At 56.5% G+C, this 22082-nt stretch carries 21 protein-coding genes; 20 read left to right on the top strand and 1 reads right to left on the bottom strand.

Annotation, left to right across the window (positions count from 1 at the left end):
* Nucleotides 1-20: 20 nt before the first annotated feature.
* The 20 genes from hfq (at nucleotide 21) to rlmB (ending at nucleotide 20628) form a co-directional block, all read left to right on the top strand.
* Complete coding sequence (hfq, locus tag D5067_RS20865) at nucleotides 21-332, top strand: RNA chaperone Hfq (RefSeq protein ID WP_119935846.1); 312 nt, start codon at nucleotides 21-23, stop codon at nucleotides 330-332.
* Between the two features lie 74 nt (nucleotides 333-406).
* Entirely contained in the window at nucleotides 407-1687 is a 1281-nt protein-coding gene (gene hflX / locus D5067_RS20860) for a ribosome rescue GTPase HflX (RefSeq protein WP_119935845.1), read from the top strand.
* A gap of 56 nt (nucleotides 1688-1743) precedes the next feature.
* Nucleotides 1744-3003, top strand: coding sequence for an FtsH protease activity modulator HflK (hflK, locus tag D5067_RS20855; RefSeq protein WP_119935844.1), 1260 nt, complete (start codon nucleotides 1744-1746; stop codon nucleotides 3001-3003).
* 2 nt (nucleotides 3004-3005) lie between these two features.
* Nucleotides 3006-4010: a protease modulator HflC gene (gene hflC / locus D5067_RS20850; RefSeq protein ID WP_119935843.1), complete on the top strand. Its 1005-nt coding sequence runs from the start codon at nucleotides 3006-3008 to the stop codon at nucleotides 4008-4010.
* Between the two features lie 71 nt (nucleotides 4011-4081).
* Complete coding sequence (locus D5067_RS20845) at nucleotides 4082-4279, top strand: DUF2065 domain-containing protein (RefSeq protein WP_119935842.1); 198 nt, start codon at nucleotides 4082-4084, stop codon at nucleotides 4277-4279.
* A gap of 102 nt (nucleotides 4280-4381) precedes the next feature.
* Nucleotides 4382-5680 (top strand): adenylosuccinate synthase, encoded by a 1299-nt coding sequence (locus tag D5067_RS20840; RefSeq protein WP_040077496.1) that lies wholly within the window; start codon nucleotides 4382-4384, stop codon nucleotides 5678-5680.
* A gap of 199 nt (nucleotides 5681-5879) precedes the next feature.
* Nucleotides 5880-6305 carry a nitric oxide-sensing transcriptional repressor NsrR gene (gene nsrR, locus D5067_RS20835; RefSeq protein WP_119935841.1) on the top strand — a complete coding sequence of 142 codons (426 nt, stop codon included), beginning with the start codon at nucleotides 5880-5882 and terminating at the stop codon, nucleotides 6303-6305.
* Between the two features lie 38 nt (nucleotides 6306-6343).
* The gene (gene rnr, locus D5067_RS20830) at nucleotides 6344-8788 is read left to right on the top strand and encodes a ribonuclease R (protein ID WP_119935840.1); all 2445 of its coding nucleotides are present in this window, start codon (nucleotides 6344-6346) and stop codon (nucleotides 8786-8788) included.
* A gap of 212 nt (nucleotides 8789-9000) precedes the next feature.
* Nucleotides 9001-10005, top strand: coding sequence for a D-cysteate sulfo-lyase (gene cuyA, locus D5067_RS20825; protein WP_119935839.1), 1005 nt, complete (start codon nucleotides 9001-9003; stop codon nucleotides 10003-10005).
* Nucleotides 9998-10717: a cysteate racemase gene (cuyB, locus tag D5067_RS20820; protein WP_119935838.1), complete on the top strand. Its 720-nt coding sequence runs from the start codon at nucleotides 9998-10000 to the stop codon at nucleotides 10715-10717. The genes cuyA and cuyB overlap by 8 nt, the downstream gene beginning before the upstream one ends.
* Nucleotides 10718-10774: 57 nt before the next feature.
* Nucleotides 10775-11782 carry a taurine ABC transporter substrate-binding protein gene (locus D5067_RS20815; RefSeq protein WP_119935837.1) on the top strand — a complete coding sequence of 336 codons (1008 nt, stop codon included), beginning with the start codon at nucleotides 10775-10777 and terminating at the stop codon, nucleotides 11780-11782.
* On the top strand, nucleotides 11779-12549 hold the full coding sequence (locus D5067_RS20810; RefSeq protein WP_119935836.1) for an ABC transporter permease: 771 nt from the start codon (nucleotides 11779-11781) through the stop codon (nucleotides 12547-12549). Before D5067_RS20815 ends, D5067_RS20810 begins: the two co-directional genes overlap by 4 nt.
* Nucleotides 12549-13325 carry an ABC transporter ATP-binding protein gene (locus D5067_RS20805; RefSeq protein WP_119935835.1) on the top strand — a complete coding sequence of 259 codons (777 nt, stop codon included), beginning with the start codon at nucleotides 12549-12551 and terminating at the stop codon, nucleotides 13323-13325. The genes D5067_RS20810 and D5067_RS20805 overlap by 1 nt, the downstream gene beginning before the upstream one ends.
* A 53-nt stretch (nucleotides 13326-13378) precedes the next feature.
* A complete protein-coding gene (locus tag D5067_RS20800) occupies nucleotides 13379-14596 on the top strand; it encodes a M20 family metallopeptidase (protein WP_119935834.1) in 1218 nt (405 codons plus the stop codon).
* A gap of 22 nt (nucleotides 14597-14618) precedes the next feature.
* On the top strand, nucleotides 14619-16181 hold the full coding sequence (locus D5067_RS20795; RefSeq protein ID WP_119935833.1) for an ABC transporter substrate-binding protein: 1563 nt from the start codon (nucleotides 14619-14621) through the stop codon (nucleotides 16179-16181).
* 12 nt (nucleotides 16182-16193) lie between these two features.
* Entirely contained in the window at nucleotides 16194-17150 is a 957-nt protein-coding gene (locus D5067_RS20790; protein ID WP_119935832.1) for an ABC transporter permease, read from the top strand.
* Nucleotides 17147-18007 carry an ABC transporter permease gene (locus D5067_RS20785; RefSeq protein ID WP_119935831.1) on the top strand — a complete coding sequence of 287 codons (861 nt, stop codon included), beginning with the start codon at nucleotides 17147-17149 and terminating at the stop codon, nucleotides 18005-18007. Before D5067_RS20790 ends, D5067_RS20785 begins: the two co-directional genes overlap by 4 nt.
* Complete coding sequence (locus D5067_RS20780; RefSeq protein ID WP_162844782.1) at nucleotides 18000-18989, top strand: ABC transporter ATP-binding protein; 990 nt, start codon at nucleotides 18000-18002, stop codon at nucleotides 18987-18989. The genes D5067_RS20785 and D5067_RS20780 overlap by 8 nt, the downstream gene beginning before the upstream one ends.
* A complete protein-coding gene (locus D5067_RS20775; protein ID WP_119935830.1) occupies nucleotides 18986-19786 on the top strand; it encodes an ABC transporter ATP-binding protein in 801 nt (266 codons plus the stop codon). The genes D5067_RS20780 and D5067_RS20775 overlap by 4 nt, the downstream gene beginning before the upstream one ends.
* Before the next feature lie 107 nt (nucleotides 19787-19893).
* Complete coding sequence (rlmB, locus tag D5067_RS20770) at nucleotides 19894-20628, top strand: 23S rRNA (guanosine(2251)-2'-O)-methyltransferase RlmB (RefSeq protein WP_119935829.1); 735 nt, start codon at nucleotides 19894-19896, stop codon at nucleotides 20626-20628.
* Nucleotides 20629-20718: 90 nt separating this feature from the next.
* Here rlmB and D5067_RS20765 read toward each other — a convergent pair whose 3' ends face one another.
* Nucleotides 20719-21993 carry an MFS transporter gene (locus D5067_RS20765; protein WP_119935828.1) on the bottom strand — a complete coding sequence of 425 codons (1275 nt, stop codon included), beginning with the start codon at nucleotides 21991-21993 and terminating at the stop codon, nucleotides 20719-20721.
* Nucleotides 21994-22082: the final 89 nt, after the last annotated feature.

Raw genomic sequence — 22082 nt, 5'->3', positions numbered from 1 at the left:
GCATATAAGGAAAAGATAGAATGGCTAAGGGGCAATCTTTACAAGATCCGTTCTTGAACGCATTGCGTCGGGAACGTGTTCCAGTTTCTATTTATTTGGTGAATGGTATTAAGCTGCAAGGTCAGATTGAGTCTTTCGATCAGTTCGTGATCCTGTTGAAAAACACGGTCAGCCAGATGGTCTACAAGCACGCTATTTCTACTGTTGTTCCGTCCCGTCCGGTATCTCATCACAGCAATAACGCTGGCGGCGGCACTGGCAGTAACTACCATCACGGCAGCAACGCGCAGGGTTCTTCAACGCCTGCGCAGGACAGCGACGATACCGAGTAAGGTTTCGGGCTGTTATCCACACGGGGAGCCAGCGATCCTGCGTTCCCCGCTGATCTTTTTAGAGAGGTTAACGCTTGTTTGACCGTTATGACGCCGGTGAGCAGGCGGTGCTGGTACACATCTATTTTTCGCAAGACAAAGATATGGAAGACCTCCAGGAGTTTGAAGCTCTGGTCTCTTCCGCCGGTGTCGAAGCAATGCAGGTGATTACCGGTAGCCGTAAAGCGCCGCACCCAAAGTATTTTGTTGGTGAAGGTAAAGCAGTTGAAATTGCGGATGCCGTAAAAGCAACCGGCGCGTCCGTCGTGCTGTTTGACCATGCGCTATCTCCGGCCCAGGAACGTAACCTGGAAGCTCTATGCGAATGCCGTGTTATCGATCGCACGGGGTTAATTTTAGATATTTTTGCTCAGCGTGCGCGAACCCACGAAGGTAAGCTGCAGGTTGAACTGGCGCAGCTGCGCCATCTGGCGACGCGCCTGGTGCGTGGCTGGACCCACCTTGAAAGACAAAAAGGCGGGATTGGTTTGCGCGGTCCGGGTGAAACCCAGCTCGAAACCGACCGCCGTTTGCTGCGTGGCCGTATTACCCAGATCCTCTCGCGTCTGGAACGCGTTGAGAAACAGCGTGAGCAGGGACGTCGGGCGCGAACGAAAGCCGACATCCCGACGGTGTCGCTGGTGGGGTATACCAACGCCGGTAAATCCACCCTGTTTAACCAGATTACAGAGGCCCAGGTTTATGCCGCAGACCAGCTGTTTGCGACCCTGGACCCTACGCTGCGTCGTATTGACGTTGCTGACGTCGGTGAGACGGTGCTGGCGGATACCGTAGGGTTTATCCGCCACCTGCCGCATGACCTGGTAGCCGCGTTTAAAGCGACGCTGCAGGAGACGCGTCAGGCGACCCTGCTGCTGCACGTCATTGATGCAGCAGACGTTCGCGTGCAGGAGAACATCGACGCGGTAAACGTAGTGCTCGAAGAGATTGACGCACACGAAATACCAACGCTGTTGGTGATGAACAAGATCGATATGCTGGACGATTTCGAACCGCGTATCGACCGTGATGAAGAGAACAAACCGATTCGGGTCTGGCTTTCTGCCCAGACCGGTATCGGCGTGCCACTGCTTTTCCAGGCTTTGACAGAACGTCTATCCGGTGAGGTTGCCCAGCACACGCTGCGCTTGCCGCCACAGGAAGGCAGGCTGCGCAGCCGGTTTTATCAGCTTCAGGCGATAGAAAAAGAGTGGATGGAGGATGACGGCAGCGTGGGGATGCAGGTGCGTATGCCGATCGTTGACTGGCGTCGCCTCTGTAAACAAGAACCTGCGCTGGCGGACTATATCGTCTGACCAGAAAGGGGATGCCTGAATAATTCGCCCTTGCATAACAAATATGGAGCATATACATGGCGTGGAATCAGCCCGGTAATAACGGACAAGACCGCGACCCGTGGGGAAGCAGCAATAATCAAGGCGGCAACTCTGGGGGAAATGGCAACAAAGGTGGTCGCGAGCAGGGGCCGCCGGATCTGGATGATATCTTCCGCAAGCTGAGCAAAAAGCTTGGCGGCCTTGGCGGAGGTAAAGGTTCTGGCTCGGGTGGAAATTCTACTCAGGGGCCGCGCCCGCAAATGGGTGGCCGTATCGTGGGTATTGTGGCCGCTGCCGTGGTCATCATCTGGGCAGCCAGCGGGTTCTACACCATTAAAGAAGCGGAACGTGGCGTCGTGACCCGTTTTGGTAAGTTCAGCCACCTGGTTGAGCCGGGCCTGAACTGGAAACCGACCTTCATTGACAACGTAACCGCAGTCAACGTGGAGTCTGTACGTGAACTGGCGGCGTCCGGCGTGATGCTGACGTCTGACGAGAACGTCGTCCGCGTTGAGATGAACGTACAGTACCGCGTAACCGATCCTGAGCGTTATCTGTTTAGCGTGGCCAGTGCTGATGACAGCCTGCGTCAGGCGACCGACAGCGCCCTGCGTGGCGTAATCGGTAAGTACACCATGGACCGTATTCTGACCGAAGGTCGTACCGTTATTCGTAGCGATACCCAGCGCGAGCTGGAAGAGACCATTCGTCCATACAACATGGGTATTACCCTGCTGGACGTCAACTTCCAGGCCGCTCGTCCGCCGGAAGAGGTGAAAGCCGCATTTGACGACGCGATTGCCGCCCGTGAAAACGAACAGCAGTACATCCGTGAAGCAGAAGCTTACACCAACGAAGTTCAGCCACGTGCTAACGGTCAGGCGCAGCGTATTCTGGAAGAAGCGCGCGCATACAGAACCCGTACTATCCTGGAAGCACAGGGTGAAGTGGCTCGCTTCGCGAAAATCCTGCCGGAATATAAAGCGGCTCCGGAAATTACCCGCGAGCGTCTCTATATCGAGACCATGGAAAAAGTGCTGAGCCATACGCGTAAAGTGTTGGTGAACGACAGCAAAGGCGGAAACCTGATGGTACTGCCTCTGGACCAAATGCTTAAAGGCAGCTCAGCGCCGGCGAAAGCTGATAACAGCGGCGCCAGCAGCCTGCTGCGTCTGCCGCCAGCGTCATCAGGCAGCTCCAGCGCGAACACAACGCCTTCTTCGAACGATGGTGACATTATGGACCAACGCCGTGCTAACGCGCAGCGTAACGACTACCAGCGTCAGGGGGAATAAGGATGCGTAAGTCAGTTATTGCGATCATCATCATCGTACTGGTCGTACTTTACACCTCGATCTTCGTGGTGAAAGAGGGCGAGCGTGGGATCAAATTCCAGTTCAGCAGCGTCGTGCGTGATGGCGACAAGCGTCCGGTTATCTACGAGCCAGGCCTGCACTTCAAGGTGCCGTTCATTCAGTCAGTGAAAACGCTCGACGCGCGTATCCAGACCATGGATAACCAGGCCGACCGTTTCGTGACCAAAGAGAAGAAAGACCTGATCGTTGATTCCTACATCAAATGGCGTATCAGCGATTTCAGCCGCTACTTCCTTGCAACGGGCGGCGGCGACGTTTCTCAGGCGGAAGTTCTGCTGAAACGTAAGTTCTCTGACCGTCTGCGTTCTGAGATTGGCCGTCTGGATGTGAAAGACATCGTCACCGACTCCCGTGGTCGTTTGACCCTGGAAGTGCGTGATGCCCTGAACTCCGGTTCTGCAGGCACCGAAGACGAAGTGGAAACCCCGGCAGCGGATGACGCGATTGCCAAAGCGGCCGAACGTGTTCAGGCTGAAACCAACGGTAAAGTACCGGTGATCAACCCGAACAGTATGGCTGCACTGGGTATCGAAGTGGTCGACGTGCGTATCAAGCAGATCAACCTGCCGGCAGAAGTGTCGGAAGCGATCTACAACCGTATGCGCGCCGAGCGTGAAGCGGTAGCCCGTCGTCACCGTTCACAGGGTCAGGAAGAGGCCGAGAAGCTGCGTGCAGCTGCGGACTACGAAGTGACCAAGACTCTGGCAGAGTCAGAGCGTCAGGGTCGTATCCTGCGCGGTGAAGGGGATGCCGAAGCGGCGAAACTGTTCGCTGATGCTTTCAGCCAGGATCCGGACTTCTACGCCTTTATCCGTAGCCTGCGCGCGTACGAGAACAGCTTCCAGAGCAATCAGGATGTGATGGTGCTCAGCCCGGACAGCGATTTCTTCCGTTATATGAAGACGCCGTCTAACGCAACGCGATAAACTCAGGCTCGTTTGAGTATTCAAACCACCGCTCTTAACGGAGCGGTGGTTTTCTTTTATAAGGATTAAAAATGAATTCAACGATCTGGCTCGCACTGGCGCTGGTTTTGGTGCTGGAAGGTCTTGGGCCGATGCTCTATCCGAAAGCCTGGCGTCGAATGATCGCGACGATGAGCCAGCTGCCGGATAATATTTTACGTCGTTTTGGCGGTGGTCTTGTGGTTGCCGGTATCGTTGTCTACTACATGTTGAGGAAAACGATTGGCTGATCAAAAAGTAGCCGTAACTGGCGTATTTTGAGGTCAAAAAGTGCTGTATATCTGAAAAAGCGATGGTAGAATCCATTTTTAAGCAATCGGTGATTTTGAAAAATGGGTAACAACGTTGTCGTACTGGGCACCCAATGGGGTGACGAAGGTAAAGGGAAGATTGTCGATCTTCTGACTGAACGTGCTAAATATGTTGTACGCTATCAGGGTGGTCATAACGCAGGCCATACTCTCGTAATCAACGGTGAAAAAACCGTCCTCCATCTTATTCCATCAGGTATTCTTCGCGATAACGTTACCAGCATCATCGGTAATGGCGTTGTGCTGTCTCCTGCTGCGCTGATGAAAGAGATGAAAGGCCTGGAAGACCGTGGTATCCCGGTTCGCGAGCGTCTGCTGCTCTCCGAAGCTTGTCCGCTTATTCTTGACTACCACGTGGCGCTGGATGTGGCGCGTGAAAAAGCGCGTGGCGCGAAAGCGATCGGTACCACCGGTCGTGGCATCGGCCCGGCTTATGAAGACAAAGTTGCACGTCGCGGTCTGCGCGTGGGCGATCTCTTCGACAAAGCAACCTTCGCTGAAAAACTGAAAGAAGTGATGGAATATCACAACTTCCAGCTGGTGAACTTCTACAAAGCTGACGCTGTTGACTACCAGAAAGTGCTGGATGACGTCATGGCGATTGCAGACATCCTGACCGGTATGGTTGTTGATGTCTCCGATCTGCTGGACCAGGCGCGCAAGCGTGGCGATTTCGTCATGTTTGAAGGTGCGCAGGGTACGCTGCTGGACATCGACCACGGTACCTATCCGTACGTAACCTCTTCTAACACCACCGCAGGTGGCGTGGCGACCGGCTCTGGCCTGGGCCCACGTTATGTCGATTACGTTCTGGGTATCATCAAAGCTTACTCCACTCGCGTGGGTGCAGGTCCATTCCCGACCGAGCTGTTTGATGAAACCGGCGAGTTCCTGTGCAAGCAGGGTAACGAGTTTGGTGCGACCACCGGTCGTCGTCGTCGTACCGGCTGGCTGGATGCGGTTGCAGTGCGTCGTGCAGTGCAGATCAACTCCCTGTCTGGTTTCTGCCTGACCAAGCTGGACGTGCTGGACGGCCTGAAAGAAGTGAAAATCTGCGTAGGCTATCGTATGCCAGATGGCCGCGAAGTGACGACCACTCCGCTGGCAGCTGACGACTGGGAAGGCATTGAGCCAATCTACGAAACCATGCCGGGCTGGTCTGAGACCACCTTCGGTGTGAAAGAGCGTAGCGGTCTGCCGCAGGCGGCGCTGGATTACATCAAGCGTATTGAAGAACTGACCGAAGTGCCGATCGATATCATTTCTACCGGCCCGGATCGTTCTGAAACGATGATCCTGCGCGACCCGTTTGACGCATAATGATGGTTTCGCCCGGCGGCGCTGCGCTTGCCGGGCCTACTAAACCCATCACAGGCCGGAATGCCATGCGCATCCGGCTTTTACGTCCTCCTTCCTCCTTTCAGTTCAAATAAATTAGCCGCCAACTATCTGGCTGGTTTATCATCATTAATGAATATCTCTGCGGTTTGACCGCGTTTTCCCTTTTCCTGAGGTTGATGTGCAGTTAACAAGTTTCACCGATTACGGCTTACGTGCGCTGATTTACATGGCGTCGTTACCCGATGGGAAGATGACCAGTATCTCTGAAGTCACAGAGGTCTACGGTGTGTCCCGTAATCATATGGTCAAAATAATCAATCAACTTAGCCGTGCCGGATACGTTACTGCCGTCCGAGGGAAGAATGGTGGGATCCGCCTTGGCAAACCGGCACAGAGTATTCGTGTTGGGGATGTGGTACGTGAACTGGAGCCGCTGTCTCTGGTGAACTGCAGCAGCGAGTTCTGCCACATTACGCCCGCTTGTCGCCTGAAACAGGCGCTTTCTCAGGCCGTGCAAAGTTTTCTCAAGGAACTGGATAACTACACGCTGGCCGATTTGGTTGAAGAGAATCAACCGCTTTATAAATTATTGCTGGTGGAATGAAGAAAATTTCCACCGGAGCTGACAACGGAGGAACCGACATGTCACATGATCCTTTCCAGGAACGCGAAGCCGAAAAATACGCGAATCCTATCCCCAGCCGCGAGTTCATCATTGAACACTTAACAAAACGCGAAAAGCCCGCCAATCGTGAAGAACTTGCCGTTGAATTAAACATTGAAGGTGAAGAGCAAATTGAAGCCCTTCGCCGCCGCCTGCGCGCGATGGAGCGCGACGGGCAGCTGGTCTTTACCCGCCGCCAGTGCTACGCGCTGCCGGAACGTCTCGACCTGCTGAAGGGCATCGTTATCGGCCACCGGGACGGCTTTGGCTTCCTGCGTGTGGAAGGCCGCAAAGACGACCTGTACCTCTCATCTGAGCAGATGAAGATGTGTATCCACGGCGATCAGATCCTGGCGCAGCCGCTGGGCGCTGACCGTAAAGGCCGCCGTGAAGCGCGCGTCGTACGCGTTCTGGTGCCGAAAACCAGCCAGATCGTTGGCCGCTACTTTACCGATGCGGGCGTGGGCTTTGTGGTGCCGGACGACAGCCGTCTGAGCTTCGACATTCTGATCCCACCTGAAGAGGTGATGGGCGCACGCATGGGCTTTGTAGTGGTGGTGGAACTCACCCAGCGTCCAACCCGTCGTACCAAAGCCGTCGGTAAAATCGTTGAAGTGCTGGGCGATAACATGGGTACCAGCATGGCTGTAGATATGGCTCTGCGCACCCACGAGATCCCCTACGTCTGGCCGAAAGCCGTTGAAGATCAGATCAAAGATCTGAAGGAGCAGGTGCCGGAAGAGTCTAAAGTGGGCCGCGTGGATCTGCGCGATCTGCCGCTGGTGACTATCGATGGCGAAGACGCCCGCGACTTCGATGACGCCGTGTTCTGCGAGAAAAAACGCGGCGGCGGCTGGCGCCTGTGGGTCGCCATTGCGGACGTGAGCTACTACGTTCGTCCGCAAACCCCGCTGGATAACGAAGCGCGCAGCCGCGGTACGTCGGTCTACTTCCCGTCTCAGGTTGTGCCGATGCTGCCGGAAGTGCTTTCCAACGGCCTGTGCTCGCTGAACCCTCAGGTTGACCGCCTCTGTATGGTCTGCGAGATGACCATCTCCACCAAAGGGCGCTTAACCGGGTACAAATTCTACGAAGCGGTGATGAGCTCGCACGCGCGTCTGACCTATACCAAGGTCTGGCATATGCTGCAGGGCGACCAGGATCTGCGCGAGCAGTACGCGCCGCTGGTTAAACATATTGAAGAGCTGCATAACCTCTATAAAACGCTGGAAAAGGCGCGCGAAGAGCGCGGCGGGATCTCGTTTGAGAGCGAAGAGGCGAAGTTCATCTTCAACGCCGAACGTCGTATCGAGCGTATCGAGCAGACCCAGCGTAACGATGCGCACAAGCTGATTGAAGAGTGTATGATCCTGGCAAACATCTCGGCGGCACGCTTCGTTGAGAAAGCCAAAGAGCCTGCGCTGTTCCGTATTCACGATAAGCCGACCACGGAAGCCATTACGTCGTTCCGCTCCGTGCTGGCTGAACTCGGTCTCGAGCTGCCCGGCGGCAACAAGCCAGAGCCGCGCGATTATGCCGAGCTGCTGGAATCCATTGGCGATCGTCCTGATGCAGAAATGCTGCAGACCATGCTGCTGCGCTCCATGAAGCAGGCGATTTACGATCCGGAAAACCGCGGCCACTTCGGCCTGGCACTGCAGTCCTACGCGCACTTTACGTCGCCGATCCGTCGTTACCCTGACCTTTCTCTGCACCGTGCGATCAAGTATCTTCTGGCGCAGGAGCAGGGCCACAAAGGGAACACCACCGAAACCGGCGGTTACCATTACTCCATGGATGAAGTTCTCCAGCTGGGCCAGCATTGCTCCATGGCCGAGCGCCGTGCTGATGAAGCAACGCGCGACGTGGCGGACTGGCTGAAGTGTGACTTTATGCTGGATCAGGTGGGTAACGTCTTTAAAGGCGTGATTGCCAGCGTGACCGGCTTTGGCTTCTTCGTTCGTCTGGACGAGCTGTTTATCGACGGCCTGGTGCACGTCTCCAGCCTGGATAACGACTACTACCGTTTCGATCAGGTTGGCCAGCGTCTGATTGGCGAATCGGGCGGCCAGACCTATCGCCTGGGCGATCGCGTGGAAGTGAAGGTTGAAGCCGTAAATATGGACGACCGTAAAATCGACTTCAGCCTGATCTCCAGCGAGCGCGCCCCGCGTAACGTCGGCAAAACCGAGCGTGAAAGGGCGAAAAAAACCGGTAACGGCAAGCCGGGCGGCGGTAAACGTCGTCAGGCGGGCAAGAAGGTAAACTTCGAGCCGGACAGCGCCTTCCGCGGCGAGAAGAAACAGAAGCCGAAGGCGGCCAAGAAAGAGGCTCGCTCAGAGAAAAAGCCTTCCGCTAAAACGCAAAAAATAGCTGCTGCGACCAAAGCGAAGCGCGCAGCGAAAAAAAATACCGCGCAGTAATTTCCTCCCCATAACCCCTTTCCGCTGAAGGGGGTTATTCTTTTTTGCCGTAAGTCATTCCAGAACAGAATAGATAGCGGCCTTATCAACCCGTTTTCCCTGCTTATTCATTTTCCGGTAATCGTTATTTATTATTTTTGATTAGCCGTGTTAGTCAGATGTGTATAGTGAATTTCACTTTTACAAAGCCCCCTTTTTAGCAAGGAGCGTTTATGCATCTGGCCCGTTTCCCCCGAATTTCACTCGGTCATTTCCCTACGCCGCTGGAACCGTTAAATAATTTAACCCAATTATTAGGCGGGCCTAAAATATGGATTAAACGCGACGATGCAACGGGCCTTGCAAGCGGCGGGAATAAAACCCGCAAGCTGGAATTTCTGTTGGCGGATGCGCTGCAGCAAAAGGCCGATGTCATCGTGACGCAGGGCGCGACCCAGTCTAACCACGTACGTCAAACGATTGCCGGTGCCGCACGCCTTGGCCTGCAGGCAAAAGCGCTGCTGGAAAAACGTGTGACTGATTTTGGTGAGGATTATCAGCGCTCGGGTAACGTGCTGCTGGATACCCTTCTGGGCGGCGAGATTGTCGCCCATCTGCCGGGCGGTACCGATATGCAAAAGGCGATGGAAGAGTACGCCGCAACGCTTCGCGAAAAGGGCCACCGCCCGTACGTTATTCCTGGCGGAGGTTCGAACCCCATCGGGGCGCTGGGCTACGTCGCCTGTGCGGAGGAGCTGCTGTACCAATCATCAGAGCGTCGCTTGCGCATCGATCACGTTGTCCATGCGACCGGCAGTACCGGCACGCAGGCGGGGCTGGTCGCGGGGTTCACCGCCACCAACAGCCATATCCCGGTGCTCGGCATCAGCGTGCGGGCACCCAAGGATAAACAGGAAGAGAACGTCTGGAATCTGGCATCCAGAACGCTGGATCTGCTGGGCGTGCCGGGGGAATTGTCGCGGCATGCGGTCGTCGCTAACAGTGATTATGTCGGTGACGGGTACGGCCTGCCGACGGAGGGCACGCTTGAAGCATTGAGGCTGCTGGCCCGCCATGAAGGTATTCTGCTCGATCCGGTTTACTCCGCAAAAGGGATGGCGGGACTTATCGATCTGATCCGCAAAGGTCACTTCCGCCAGGATGAAAATATTGTCTTTATCCACACGGGTGGGTCAGCAGGGCTGTTTGGCTATCGTCAGGTGCTGGAGCATGGCTAAGCCCTTCCTGCTTGGCGTACTGGGCGGTATGGGCCCCCTTGCGACGCTGGATTTTCTGCGCCGCCTGCTGGAGGCTACGCCTGCGCAGAGCGATCAACAGCAGATCCCAACGGTCGTGTGGAATGTACCGCAAATTGCCGATCGCCAGAAGGCGCTGGCAGGTACGGGCCCGTCTCCCTTGCCGCAGCTTCTTCACGCAGTCGAGAAACTTAACCAGGCGGGGGCAAGCCATATCGCAATCCCCTGTAATACGGCTCACCACTGGTACGACGCGCTGAGTGAAGCCAGCAGCGCTCCTGTTCTGCATATCGTTGATGCGACGCTGGATGCGCTGTCGCAGGCTGAGGAAAAACCTCAGCGGGTTGGCGTCATTGCTACTAAAGGCACGCTGGACGCGGGCTGGTATCAAGAACGACTGGCCGCGCAGTCTATTGAGGTCGTCGTGCCGACACCTGAGGAGCTGGCCCAATGGTTTGTACCGGGCTGCTACGCGGTAAAGCGTGGCGCGCTGGTTGAGGGCGGTGAGCTGCTGGCGCTGCAGGCCAACGCATTGTTTGCCCGCGGCGCGCAAAAGCTGGTGCTGGCCTGTACCGAAGTGCCTGTTGCGCTGGAGGCGGCCAGGGCACCGTTTCGTCATCTCACCTGGGATCCGGCTCAGGCGCTGGCAGAACGATGTTCGCAGCTATGGCAAACCAGCACGCCCTTTAATTAGAACACCGTCCGTTACGATCGCGGACATTATATTCAGATCAATCACAGGATAAATAAAATGAAAAAAAGTCTCTGCTTATTAATTGCAGCGGGCGGGCTATGGGCAAATATGAGTTTTGCCGATTCACCTGCTGAAGTTCGCGTGGCATATAGCGGCGGTTCTCAGGTATTAATGCTGGCAAAAGCCGATGGCTCTCTTGATAAAGCGTTAAACAGTAAAGTGAAGTGGGTGCAATTTGCATCGGGTGCCGATGCGCTTAATTATTTTGCCAGCAACGCGATTGATATTGCCAATTTTGGATCCAGTCCAGCGACGGCAGGTATTGTCCGCAAATTGCCGGTCGAAATTATTGGCGTATCGGGCGTGATAGCCAGCTATGAACGTCTGATCGGTAAAGATGGCATTGTGAAAATTAATGACATTGAAGGTAAGCGTGTCGCCTACCCGCCGAACTCTACGGCTCAGTATGCTCTCGAAGCCGCGATCAGCGTGAACAAACTGGACCGCAGCAAAATCACGTTACTGCCGCTGCGTCCTGCAGAAATGGTCGCGGCATGGAAGCGTGGTGACATTGATGCTGGCTACGTCTGGGCACCGTTTGCGCAGGAGCTGGAGGCGTCGGGTGGGCACCAGGTCTTTGCCACCAAGGACCTGCAGAAAGATGGCTATCTGATCTACAACAACTATGTGGTGCGCAAAGCCTTTGCTGAGAAGTATCCAGAAGCGGTCACTGCGTTCCTTCGCGTGCATCAGCAGAAGGTCAATGAGTTTAAGAAAGACCCGGAGCGTGCAGCAGGCATCGTTGCAAAAGAAGTGGGAGCTCCGGTTACCACGGCGGCAAATACGCTGGGCGGGCTGGAGTACCCAACGCTTGCCCAGCAGGGTACTGCGGACTGGCTGGGTAATGGCACGCAGACCACCGACAGCGGTATCGGCAAGGCCTTAACCAAAACCTCCAGCTTCCTCGCCGGTATCGGCGAAATTCGCAAGCGCGATATCCCTGCAAATTGGGATACCGCCATTGATTCTCGCTATATCCGTGATGCGGCGGTGGCGGCGCAATGAGATTGAGTCAGCATATCGCCATCAGCGTCGTGTCGGTGGCGGTTTTCTTTATCGTCTGGCAGGTGGCGGCAACGCAGCAGTGGGTCGATCCGCTGCTGTTACCGTCGCTAACGGACATTGGTTTGACGACCGAAGAGCTGCTTGCCGATGGCTATCGTCAGGTACCGCTCTGGGAACACATTGCGGTGAGCCTCGCGCGAGCGCTGAGCGCATTTACCGTGGCGATTATCATTGGTATTCCGCTGGGGTTACTGATGGGGCTGTCTGAAGGCCTGGCGGCGGTACTTAATCCTTTCGTTCAGTTTCTGCGTCCTTTACCCAAAATTGCGCTGATACCTCTGGCCGTCGTGTGGCTTGGGATTGGCGAGGCCTCCAAATTCTTCCTGATCTTCATTGCCACGTTTTTAAGCGTGGTCGTGGGGGCGTCGGCTGCAGTTGAGCGCATTGGCCGTTCACGTATTCGCGTGGCGCAGACGCTGGGCGCTTCGCGCAGACAAATCTTCATGCGTGTGGTCCTCCCGGACGCGCTGCCGGACCTTTTCACCACCGTCAGGCTCTCCATTGGCATTGGCTGGACGTCGTTGATTGCCGCGGAGATGGTCGCAGCCAGTTCCGGCCTGGGCTGGATGGTCATCAACGCCAGCTCTTATTTGCGTACTGATATCGTCATGCTCGGCATTTTGCTGCTGGGCGGCATTGGCTATCTGCTGGATTTATTACTGCTGGGGCTACAGCGCCTGACGGTGCCCTGGGCGGGGAAAGAATAATGAGTGCAATCACCCTTGAAAACGTATCGCTCTCTTTCGCGGCAAAACCTCAGCCGTTTACGGTGCTGGAGGATATCAATCTGAGCCTGAGCAGCGGTGAGTTTGTGGTCCTGCTTGGGCCGTCTGGCTGTGGCAAATCCACCATTCTGAACCTTGTCGCCGGGTTTAATAAGCCAGACCGGGGGCGGGTGGCTGCTGGCGGGAAAGAGATCGGCAGGCCTGGTCCCGACCGCGGAATGATATTCCAGCAGCCCAACCTGTTTCCGTGGCTCTCGGTGCTGGAAAACGTCACGTTTGGCCCGCGTCTGGGCAAACACCGTAAGGACGAAACCAATGCCCTGGCGCAGACGTGGCTTGAGCGCGTGGGTCTGAAAGGCTTTGAACATCATGCGCCGTGGCAGCTTTCTGGCGGTATGAAGCAGCGCGTGGCGCTCGCTCGCGCCTGGCTCCCCGGCCCGGAAGTGCTGCTGCTGGATGAACCGTTCGGTGCGCTGGATGCGCAAACCCGACTGATGATGCAGGAGTTGCTGCGCGAGGCGTGGCTCTCCACCGGCACCACGCTGCTCTTCGTCACGCACGATGTGGAAGAGGCGCTTTTTTTGGCTGACCGCATTCTGATCATGTCGGCAAAACCGGGAAAAATCGTTGATGAGATCGTTCTGCCCTTTGGGCGGGAGCGAGATATCGAAACGCTGGCGGAACACCCTTCCTATAGCGAGATCAAGCATCACGTCCTGCATCGGGTACGCCAGGAGGCGAAGCGGCACTTACGTTAACCACAGTTCCCGGTGTCGGGAATGAATCAACCGTCATGACTAAGGTGGAAGCAATGAGCAATAGCGAGTTACGAGACCGTCTTGAAACAAGTATTCAACAGCACCGGGACGAGTATGTGGCGATAGCCAAAGATATTCACGCCCACCCTGAAACCGGCAATAACGAGTATTACGCCAGCGGCCAGCTGACAAAGCTGCTGGAAAAACAGGGTTTTGCCGTCACGCTTAACGTCGCCGGTCATGAAACGGCTTTTTATGCGGTGAAGGAGAGCGGCAGGCCCGGCCCGACTATCGCGTTCCTGGCGGAATACGATGCGCTTATTGATATCGGGCACGCCTGTGGTCACAACATCATTGGGGTTACCAGTATTGCTGCCGCGATTGCGCTTAGCGAAACGCTGGACGCAACGGGGGGCAAGGTCGTGGTACTCGGTACGCCTGCAGAAGAGGGCGGGCTGCGTGGTAAAGGCGGTCCAAACGGTAACGTGAAAGCCCGCTTCGTGGAGCATGGCTTCCTTAACGATGTCGATGTGGCACTGATGGTCCACCCCGCGGGGAAAACGCGATTGTCCGGCCCGTCGCTGGCGAATAACCACCTCTACTTCCATTTCTATGGCAAACCTTCCCACGCGGGTAGCTCACCGCATAAAGGGGTGAACGCGCTGGATGCGCTGGTGTTGCTCTATAACGGCATCAGCGTTCTGCGCCAGCAGCTGCCGGATGGCATCCGCGTTCACGGCATTATCACCAACGGCGGTCAGGCTCCGAATGTGATCCCTGAGTATGCGTCGGCGCACTATTACATTCGTGCCCATACCCGTGAAGAGGTGGTCGCGCTTGAGCCACGCATTCGTGCCATTGCGGATGGCGTTGCGCTGGCAACCGGTACCACGGTCAAGATTGAGCATCAGGTTGGGCCGCGTGATTTCAACATCAACCACACGCTGAACGCTGTACTGCTGGAAGAATTCACCGCCGCAGGGGAGACGGTCGAGCTGAAGGAAAAAGAGGGGCTGGGTTCAACCGATGCCGGCGATATCAGCCATGCGGTACCAACAGCGCACCCTTACATCAAGATTGGCCCCGATGAACTGATTGGTCACACCGTGGCGTTCCGCGAGGCGGCTAACTCGGTTCAGGGCTATGACGCGCTGGTGACAGGCGCGCAGGTGCTGGCCCGAACCGGTCTGCGACTGTTAACCGATGCAGCGCTGCTGCAGGAAGTGAAAGACGAATTTGTCGGGCAAACCGCCGCCACGCAAGCTGCATGACCTTAACCGGAGCACCATAACAATGAAAATGCTGTTTTCTGCCGCCGCACTCATGCTGGCGGTGGCTTTACCCCTGGGAAGCGCACAGGCCGAGAGTATCGATCGTAACGCCGTGCTGAATATTGCCTACGGAAACCGGCCTGGAACGCTGGATCCTTATCTGACGACCAATAACGCCACCTCAGACGTGGACAGGCATATTTTCGAAACGTTGTTCACCATCAACGCCAAATTTGAGCCTGTACCAGAGCTGGTGGAAAGCTACACCCTGAGTGACGATCGCAAAACCTACACCTTTGTATTGCGTGACGGGATCCATTTTCATGACGGACAACCGCTGACTGCGGATGACGTTGTGGCTTCAATGAATCGCTGGCTGGCAGTTTCCACACAGGGGAAAGCGAATTTGCCCGGCGTGCAGTTCAGTAAGGTGGATGATAAAACCGTCACCTTTACGCTTCCTTCCCCGTCACTGATTACGCTCAACGTGCTGGCAGACGTGAAGAACATCGCCGCTATTATGCCGAAACGCATTATTGATGAGGCCAACAGCAGCAAGAAGCCCGTGACCGAGCTAATTGGCACCGGCCCTTACAAACTGGCCGAGTTCAAACCCGGTGATTTTCTGCACTTAACCCGTTATGACCAGTATCAGTCCCGCAAGGAGCCTGCAAGCGGTCTATCAGGTGAGAAGAAAGCGGATGTGAAGGAGATCTGGTTCCGCTACATTACCGATGAATCCACTCGCCTGGCCGGGGCGATGACCGGGGAATACGATCTGGTATTCCAGCTGCCGAAGGACAATATCGACACGCTCAGCAGCGTGCCGGATCTGTCGCTCTTCCAGCCCAAAAGCGGCGGCTCGCTCATTACCTACCTGTTCAATAAAAACCAGGGGCCGTTTGCCAATGTGAAGCTGCGCCAGGCATTCAACCTCGCGCTTAATGTCCATCAAACGCTGCTGGCGGGCTACAGCGATCCGCGTTTCTTTAAGGAAGATCCGTCCCTGGGCTTCCCGGAACAGGTGGACTGGTACAGCGAGGCCGGTAAGCCTTTCTGGAACCAACATCGGCTCGACGAGGCGCGCGCGCTGGTGAAAGACTCGGGCTACAATGGCGAAGAAGTGGTGATCATCGCCACGAAAGAATATGCCGAGTTGTATAACCTGGCGATAGTGGCTCAGCAGGTGTTGAAGCAGATTGGCGTGAAGTCACGCCTCGACGTCTACGACTGGCCGACCGTTCTGCAGCGCCGCCAGGATCCGAAAAACTTCGACCTCTGTGCGCTGGAGTTCTCCATGCGTCAGGTGCTGCATCAATATCCCTTCCTCGATTCGCGCGCGAAGTTTCCCGGGCTGAGCAACAACCCGGAGATCGATAACGTGCTGGATGAAATTAAGCAGGCACCGTCACTGAAAGAGGCGAAACCGCTGGTGGATCGGCTGAATACCCTGAGCTGGCAATATCTGCCGGTCATTGTGCTGGGCCGCACTACGCCGGATGCGGTGGCGCTAAAAGCCAATGTGAAAGGCTATCAGGACCTGATTGGCCCTATTTTATGGAACGTGAGCGTGACGAAACCCTGACGGGAGAAGGCGATGAGAAGATACCTTTTTCACCGCCTGCTGGCACTCCTGCCGGTGCTGCTGGTGGTGTCGGTAGTGGTGTTTTGCTTGATTCATCTCGCGCCGGGCGATCCGGCGCTGGTGATCCTGGGGAATGATGCCAGTCCTCAGGATATTGCCGCGCTGCGCCAGCAGATGGGGCTGGATCGGCCCCTGCTGGTGCAGTTCTTCAGCTGGTTTGGCGAGATCCTGACCGGGGATTTGGGCCATTCCCTGTTTTTAAATACCAGCGTTATGTCGCTCTTTTTACAGCACCTGACGCCGACGCTGGCGCTGGCATTGTATGCTCAACTCATTGCGCTCATTCTGGGGCTGGCGGGGGGCGTGATAAGCGCCTGGCAACATGGCGGCATCACGGATCGCATTATTCGTATGCTGGCGACGTTTGGCATGTCGGTTCCGGGTTTTTTGCTTGGCCTTGTCCTCATCTTCTTCTTTGCCGTTCAGCTGCGCTGGTTTCCGGTGGTGGGGTATCGCTCTACCAACGATGATTTCTGGCTTAACGTCTGGTACCTGACCTTACCTGCTATCGCGCTGGGACTCCGCATCGCCGCACTGATTGCCCGCATGACCCGTGCCGTGATGCTGGATGTATTGCAAGAGCCTTTTATCAACACGGCACGGGCAAAGGGGGTCCCGGAGTGGCTTGTGCTTTTACGGCACACGCTCAAAAACAGCCTGATCCCCATACTGACCATCTGCGGTGAATCCTTCGCGTCGCTGATAACCGGCACGATCGTGATCGAAAGCGTATTCGGTATTCCCGGCGTGGGATCGCTCATTGTCGATTCGATCGAGCGGCGCGACGTGACGGTGATCCAGGGCGTGGTACTGCTGATCACCGTTTGCTACGTGTTGATCAACCTGGCGGTGGATCTTCTGAACTATCTTGCCGATCCGCGCCTGTCCGTCGACGGAGGAGAAAAATGATTACCTTCAGAAATCCGGGGCTTTTAATTTGGCCCGCCGTGCTGGCCGCCATTGTGCTGCTGTCATTTTTTGCAAGCCTGGTAAGCCCTTACGATCCCTACAGCCTCGATCCGTTAAGCCGGTTGACCCCTCCCTCTGCGGAACACTGGTTCGGCACCGATAACTTCGGGCGGGATCTTTTTGTCCGTGTGGCGCTGGCGGTGCGCGTGTCGCTCTCGGTGGGCGCAGCGGTAGCGGTGATAGCAGGCGTGACGGGGACGATCGTCGGGCTACTCTGCGCCTGGTATCGCCCGGTAGACAGGATCCTGATGCGCGTCTGTGATGGTCTTTTTGCCTTTCCGTCTTTGCTGCTGGCGATCGCCATTGTCGGCGTGCTCGGACCAAATATCGCCAACGTGGTGCTGGCGCTATCGTTAGTATACGTGCCGTCGGTTGCGCGGGTGATCCGAGGGGCGGCCATGGTGATCAAAGAGAAGAACTTTATTGAAGCCCTGCGCGCGCAGGGGGCAGGTGCCTCGCGCATTATCTGGCTGCACCTTTTGCCTAACGTCATCTCGCCGTTTATCGTGCAGGTCAGCTGGGTGTTTTCGGTGGCCATTCTTACCGAAGCAGCCTTGAGCTTTCTCGGTTCCGGCGTGCCAGCCCCGATGCCAAGCCTGGGCAACTTATTACTCGAAGGAAAGGCCGTGATCTTCACCGCCTGGTGGATGACCTTCTTTCCGGGGATCGCCATTGTGCTGCTGATCCTCGGTTTAAATATTATTGGCGACGACCTGCGAGACAGCGCTGACCCGGGCCTTAACCCTTTGCCTCGCCGCGTGTTGCGTCTGCTTAAACAGGGAGGACGCCATGGCTGAAGCCTTACTTGAGGTGAAGAACCTTGAGGTCACATTCGCGACGAGAATGGGCGTTGTCTCTCCGGTGCGCGGCGTTTCTTTCCGCGTAAATACCCATGAAACTCTCGGCATCATCGGGGAATCAGGCTGCGGCAAGAGCGTGACTGCTCAGGCGTTAATGGGGCTGCTTTCATCCCGCACCAGCCGGGTTGAGGGAGAGGTCATTCTGGGGGGAACGGCGCAGCACTCGCTGTCGGCAAAAGTACGCCGTCAACGGAGTGGGCGAGAGATGGCGATGATTTTCCAGGATCCGCTCGCCAGCCTTAATCCGGTGATGACCATCGGTGCTCAAATTGATGAAAGCCTGCGGCTGCATACATCTCTGAACCGCTCTCTGCGTCAGCAGAAAACGATCGGCCTGTTGACCCAGGTCGGTATTGCCGATCCTGCCCGCTGCGCTAATGCCTGGCCGCATGAGCTTTCAGGCGGAATGCGCCAGCGCGTAATGATCGCCATGGCGATTGCGACCTCTCCTTCGCTGCTGATTGCTGACGAACCGACTACCGCGCTGGATGCCACCATTCAGGCGCAGATCCTCGATTTACTCGACGAACTTAAGCAGCAGACGGGCATGGGGATTGTCATCATCACCCACGATTTAAGCGTCGTGGCGCGGCTTTGCCAGCGCGTAGTCGTACTGTATGCCGGACAGGTTGTTGAAGAGACTGATGTTCATACGCTCTTTGCACAACCGCGCCATCCTTATACCCGCGCGCTGCTGGGTGCTCGTCCTTCGGCGGACCATCCTCCCAAAACACCGCTGGCCGAAATCAGCGGTCAGGTACCGTCGTTGCATGCATTTCCTTCAGGATGTACCTACGCCGATCGCTGCCCGCTGGCGCAACCCCGCTGCCGCGCGCAGGCCCCCGAGCTGCAGACGGTGGGATACATGGCACAGCAGGTTCGCTGCTGGCGGGCCGAGGAGACAGGAGTGGCGGGATGACGATACCACTATTAAGCGTGAATAATTTGTCGAAAATATTCCATCGCCGTGGGCAATCGGTGCATGCGGTGGATAACGTCAGTTTTACCCTGAACGCGGGTGAAACCTGGGCGCTGGTCGGTGAGTCTGGCAGCGGTAAGAGCACTATCGGCCGTCTTGTGCTGGGGCTAACCTCGGCCAATGCCGGCGACGTCGCGTTTGAAGGCCGCTCGCTGACAGGACTGAATAGCGCAGGATGGCGCAGCGTGCGCCGCGACATGCAGATGATTTTTCAGGATCCCCTCTCGTCGCTCGACCCTAAACGCACCGTGGGCTATAGCCTTGAAGAGCCGCTGACGATTCACGGCATAGGCAATCGAAAAGCGCAGGTTGCTCATATACTCGAGCAGGTTGGCCTGCGCCCCCAGGATGCCGCCCGTTATCCGCATGAGTTTTCTGGCGGCCAGCGCCAACGGATCGGTATTGCCCGGGCGCTGATACTCAAGCCGAAACTGATTGTTTGCGATGAGCCGGTTTCAGCGCTTGATGTCTCCATTCAGTCGCAGATCCTGAATCTTCTTATGCGGCTACAGAAGGAGCATGGGCTGGCCTATCTCTTTATTTCCCACGATCTCAACGTTGTCAGGCATATAGCGGACAGGGTCGGGGTGATGTACCGGGGATCGCTGGTTGAACAGGGCGAGACGGCGCAACTCTTTAATGCACCTCAGCATGCGTATACGCGCTATCTGCTGGATGCCATTTTGCCCGCCCATCCCGTAAAGGAGGCGGAAACGCGCGTGGTTGCCAACGGGTAAAAACTGTCAGGGTCGATTTGAACGCCGGGTCGGTTATAATAGGCGCAAGCGATCTCTGTCACGACCCAATTTAACCCGGCGCACACCGCCTAAAACGAGTAAGTTCAATGAGTGAAATGATTTACGGCATCCACGCGGTGCAGGCCCTTCTCGAGCGCGCACCGGAGCGTTTTCAGGAAGTCTTTATTCTGAAAGGGCGTGAAGATAAGCGTCTGATGCCGCTGATCCACGCGCTGGAGGCGCAGGGCGTGGTGATCCAGCTGGCGAACCGCCAGTTCCTGGATGAGAAAAGCGAAGGCGCGGTTCACCAGGGCATTATTGCGCGCGTGAAGCCGGGCCGTCAGTATCAGGAGAACGATCTGCCGGATCTGATTGCCGAGCTGGAAAACCCGTTCTTCCTGATCCTCGATGGGGTTACCGATCCGCATAACCTCGGCGCGTGTCTGCGCAGCGCGGATGCGGCGGGCGTGCACGCGGTGATTGTGCCGAAAGATCGCTCCGCTCAGCTGAACGCAACGGCGAAGAAAGTGGCCTGCGGCGCGGCGGAAAACGTCCCGCTGATCCGCGTGACCAATCTGGCGCGCACCATGCGCCTGCTGCAGGAAGAGAACGTCTGGATTGTCGGTACCGCCGGTGAAGCGGACCATACTCTTTATCAGAGCAAAATGACCGGCCGCCTGGCGCTGGTGATGGGTGCGGAAGGCGAAGGTATGCGTCGCCTGACCCGCGAGCACTGCGATGAGCTGATCGGCATCCCGATGGCGGGCAGCGTGTCGTCCCTGAACGTTTCCGTTGCGACGGGCATCTGCCTGTTTGAAGCGGTGCGTCAGCGGGGAGAATAAACAGCAAGGCCGTCCGCAGGGCGGCCTTTTATGTTTTCTCCCTCTCCCGGTGGGAGAGGGCCGGGGTGAGGGCACCAGACGGTGACAACCTCACTCCTCCAGCGACCGCAAATGGTCATCCTTTCTCAGCGTCATCAGCGCAAAGATACTTACCACCGCCGTCGCCATCACGTAATAGGCCGGAATATCCAGGTTGCCCGTCTGCTTAATCAGCCCGGTAATGATTAATCCCGCACATCCCGAGAAAATCGCGTTCGACAGGGAATACGCCAGCCCAAGCCCGGTATAGCGTACGCGCGTCGGGAACATCTCCGAGAGCATTGCCGGACCCGGTCCGGCCAGCATCCCTACCAGCCCACCCGCAATCAATACCACAACGGCTTTTACCGCCAGCGTGCTGGACTCCGCCTGCAGAATTTTCAGCAGCGGCAGGGCAAGGATCAGCAATAGCGCGGTGGCGATAATCATCACCGTGCGGCGCCCGATCCTGTCGCTCAGGATCCCCGACGGAATGATGGTGAGCGCAAACCCGATATTGGAAATTACTGCAATCAGCAGCGCCTGGTTAAACCCGGTATGCAGCGCCGACTGCAGATAGGTCGGCATAATCACCAGATAGGTATACCCCGCCGCAGACCAGACCATCACGCGGCCTATCCCCATCACGATAGCCTTGAACGTGGCGACGGTATCCGCCCGTGCCGCGACCGGTTTCTCCTGCTGCTGCACAAAGCTTGGCGTCTCTTCCATGCTCACCCGCAGCCACAGGGCAACCACCCCCATGGGCAGCGCCAGGAAGAAGGGAATGCGCCAGCCCCAGTCGTGCAGTGCTTCTGGCGTGAGGATCGCGGAGAGCAGCGCCACGATGCCTGCACCCGCCAGTAACCCCAGTGCCACGGTAAAAGACTGCCACGCGCCATAGAGCCCACGCTTGCCGCGCGGGGCGAACTCCGTCATCAGCGAGACTGCGCCGCCGTATTCGCCACCCGCAAATAGCCCCTGCAGGATGCGAAGCAGCGTGACGATCAGGGGGGCTGCAATGCCAATGCTGGCGTAGACCGGCACAAGACCGATGGCGGCGGTCGCCAGCGTCATCAGCACCAGTACGATAATGAGCGTGGGCTTACGGCCAATCCTGTCGCCAATGTGGCCAAAGACTACGGCTCCCAGCGGGCGGAAGAAAAAGGCGATGGCAAACGAGGCGTAGGTGAGGATCAGGCTGGTGAGCCCCGTTTCCCCTTCAAGCTGGAAGAAGTTTTTCGCAATGACGGTTGCCAGAAAACCGTAAACCGCGAACTCGTACCACTCGATGAAATTACCAATGGAGCCTGCAATTAATGCACGCTTGTGCGCGTCCTGTTGCATGACAATCCTCACTGAAAGGGGGTAAGAATAAATTATTCAACAAAATCGAAGCCTGAAAATACTTTATTCTTATGTTCTGTGAGCTGTTT

The organism is Enterobacter huaxiensis, assembly GCF_003594935.2.
GTDB classification, from domain to species: domain Bacteria; phylum Pseudomonadota; class Gammaproteobacteria; order Enterobacterales; family Enterobacteriaceae; genus Enterobacter; species Enterobacter huaxiensis.
Note: the sequence above shows the minus strand (reverse complement) of the source record. Positions and strands in the feature narration are given on the sequence as shown.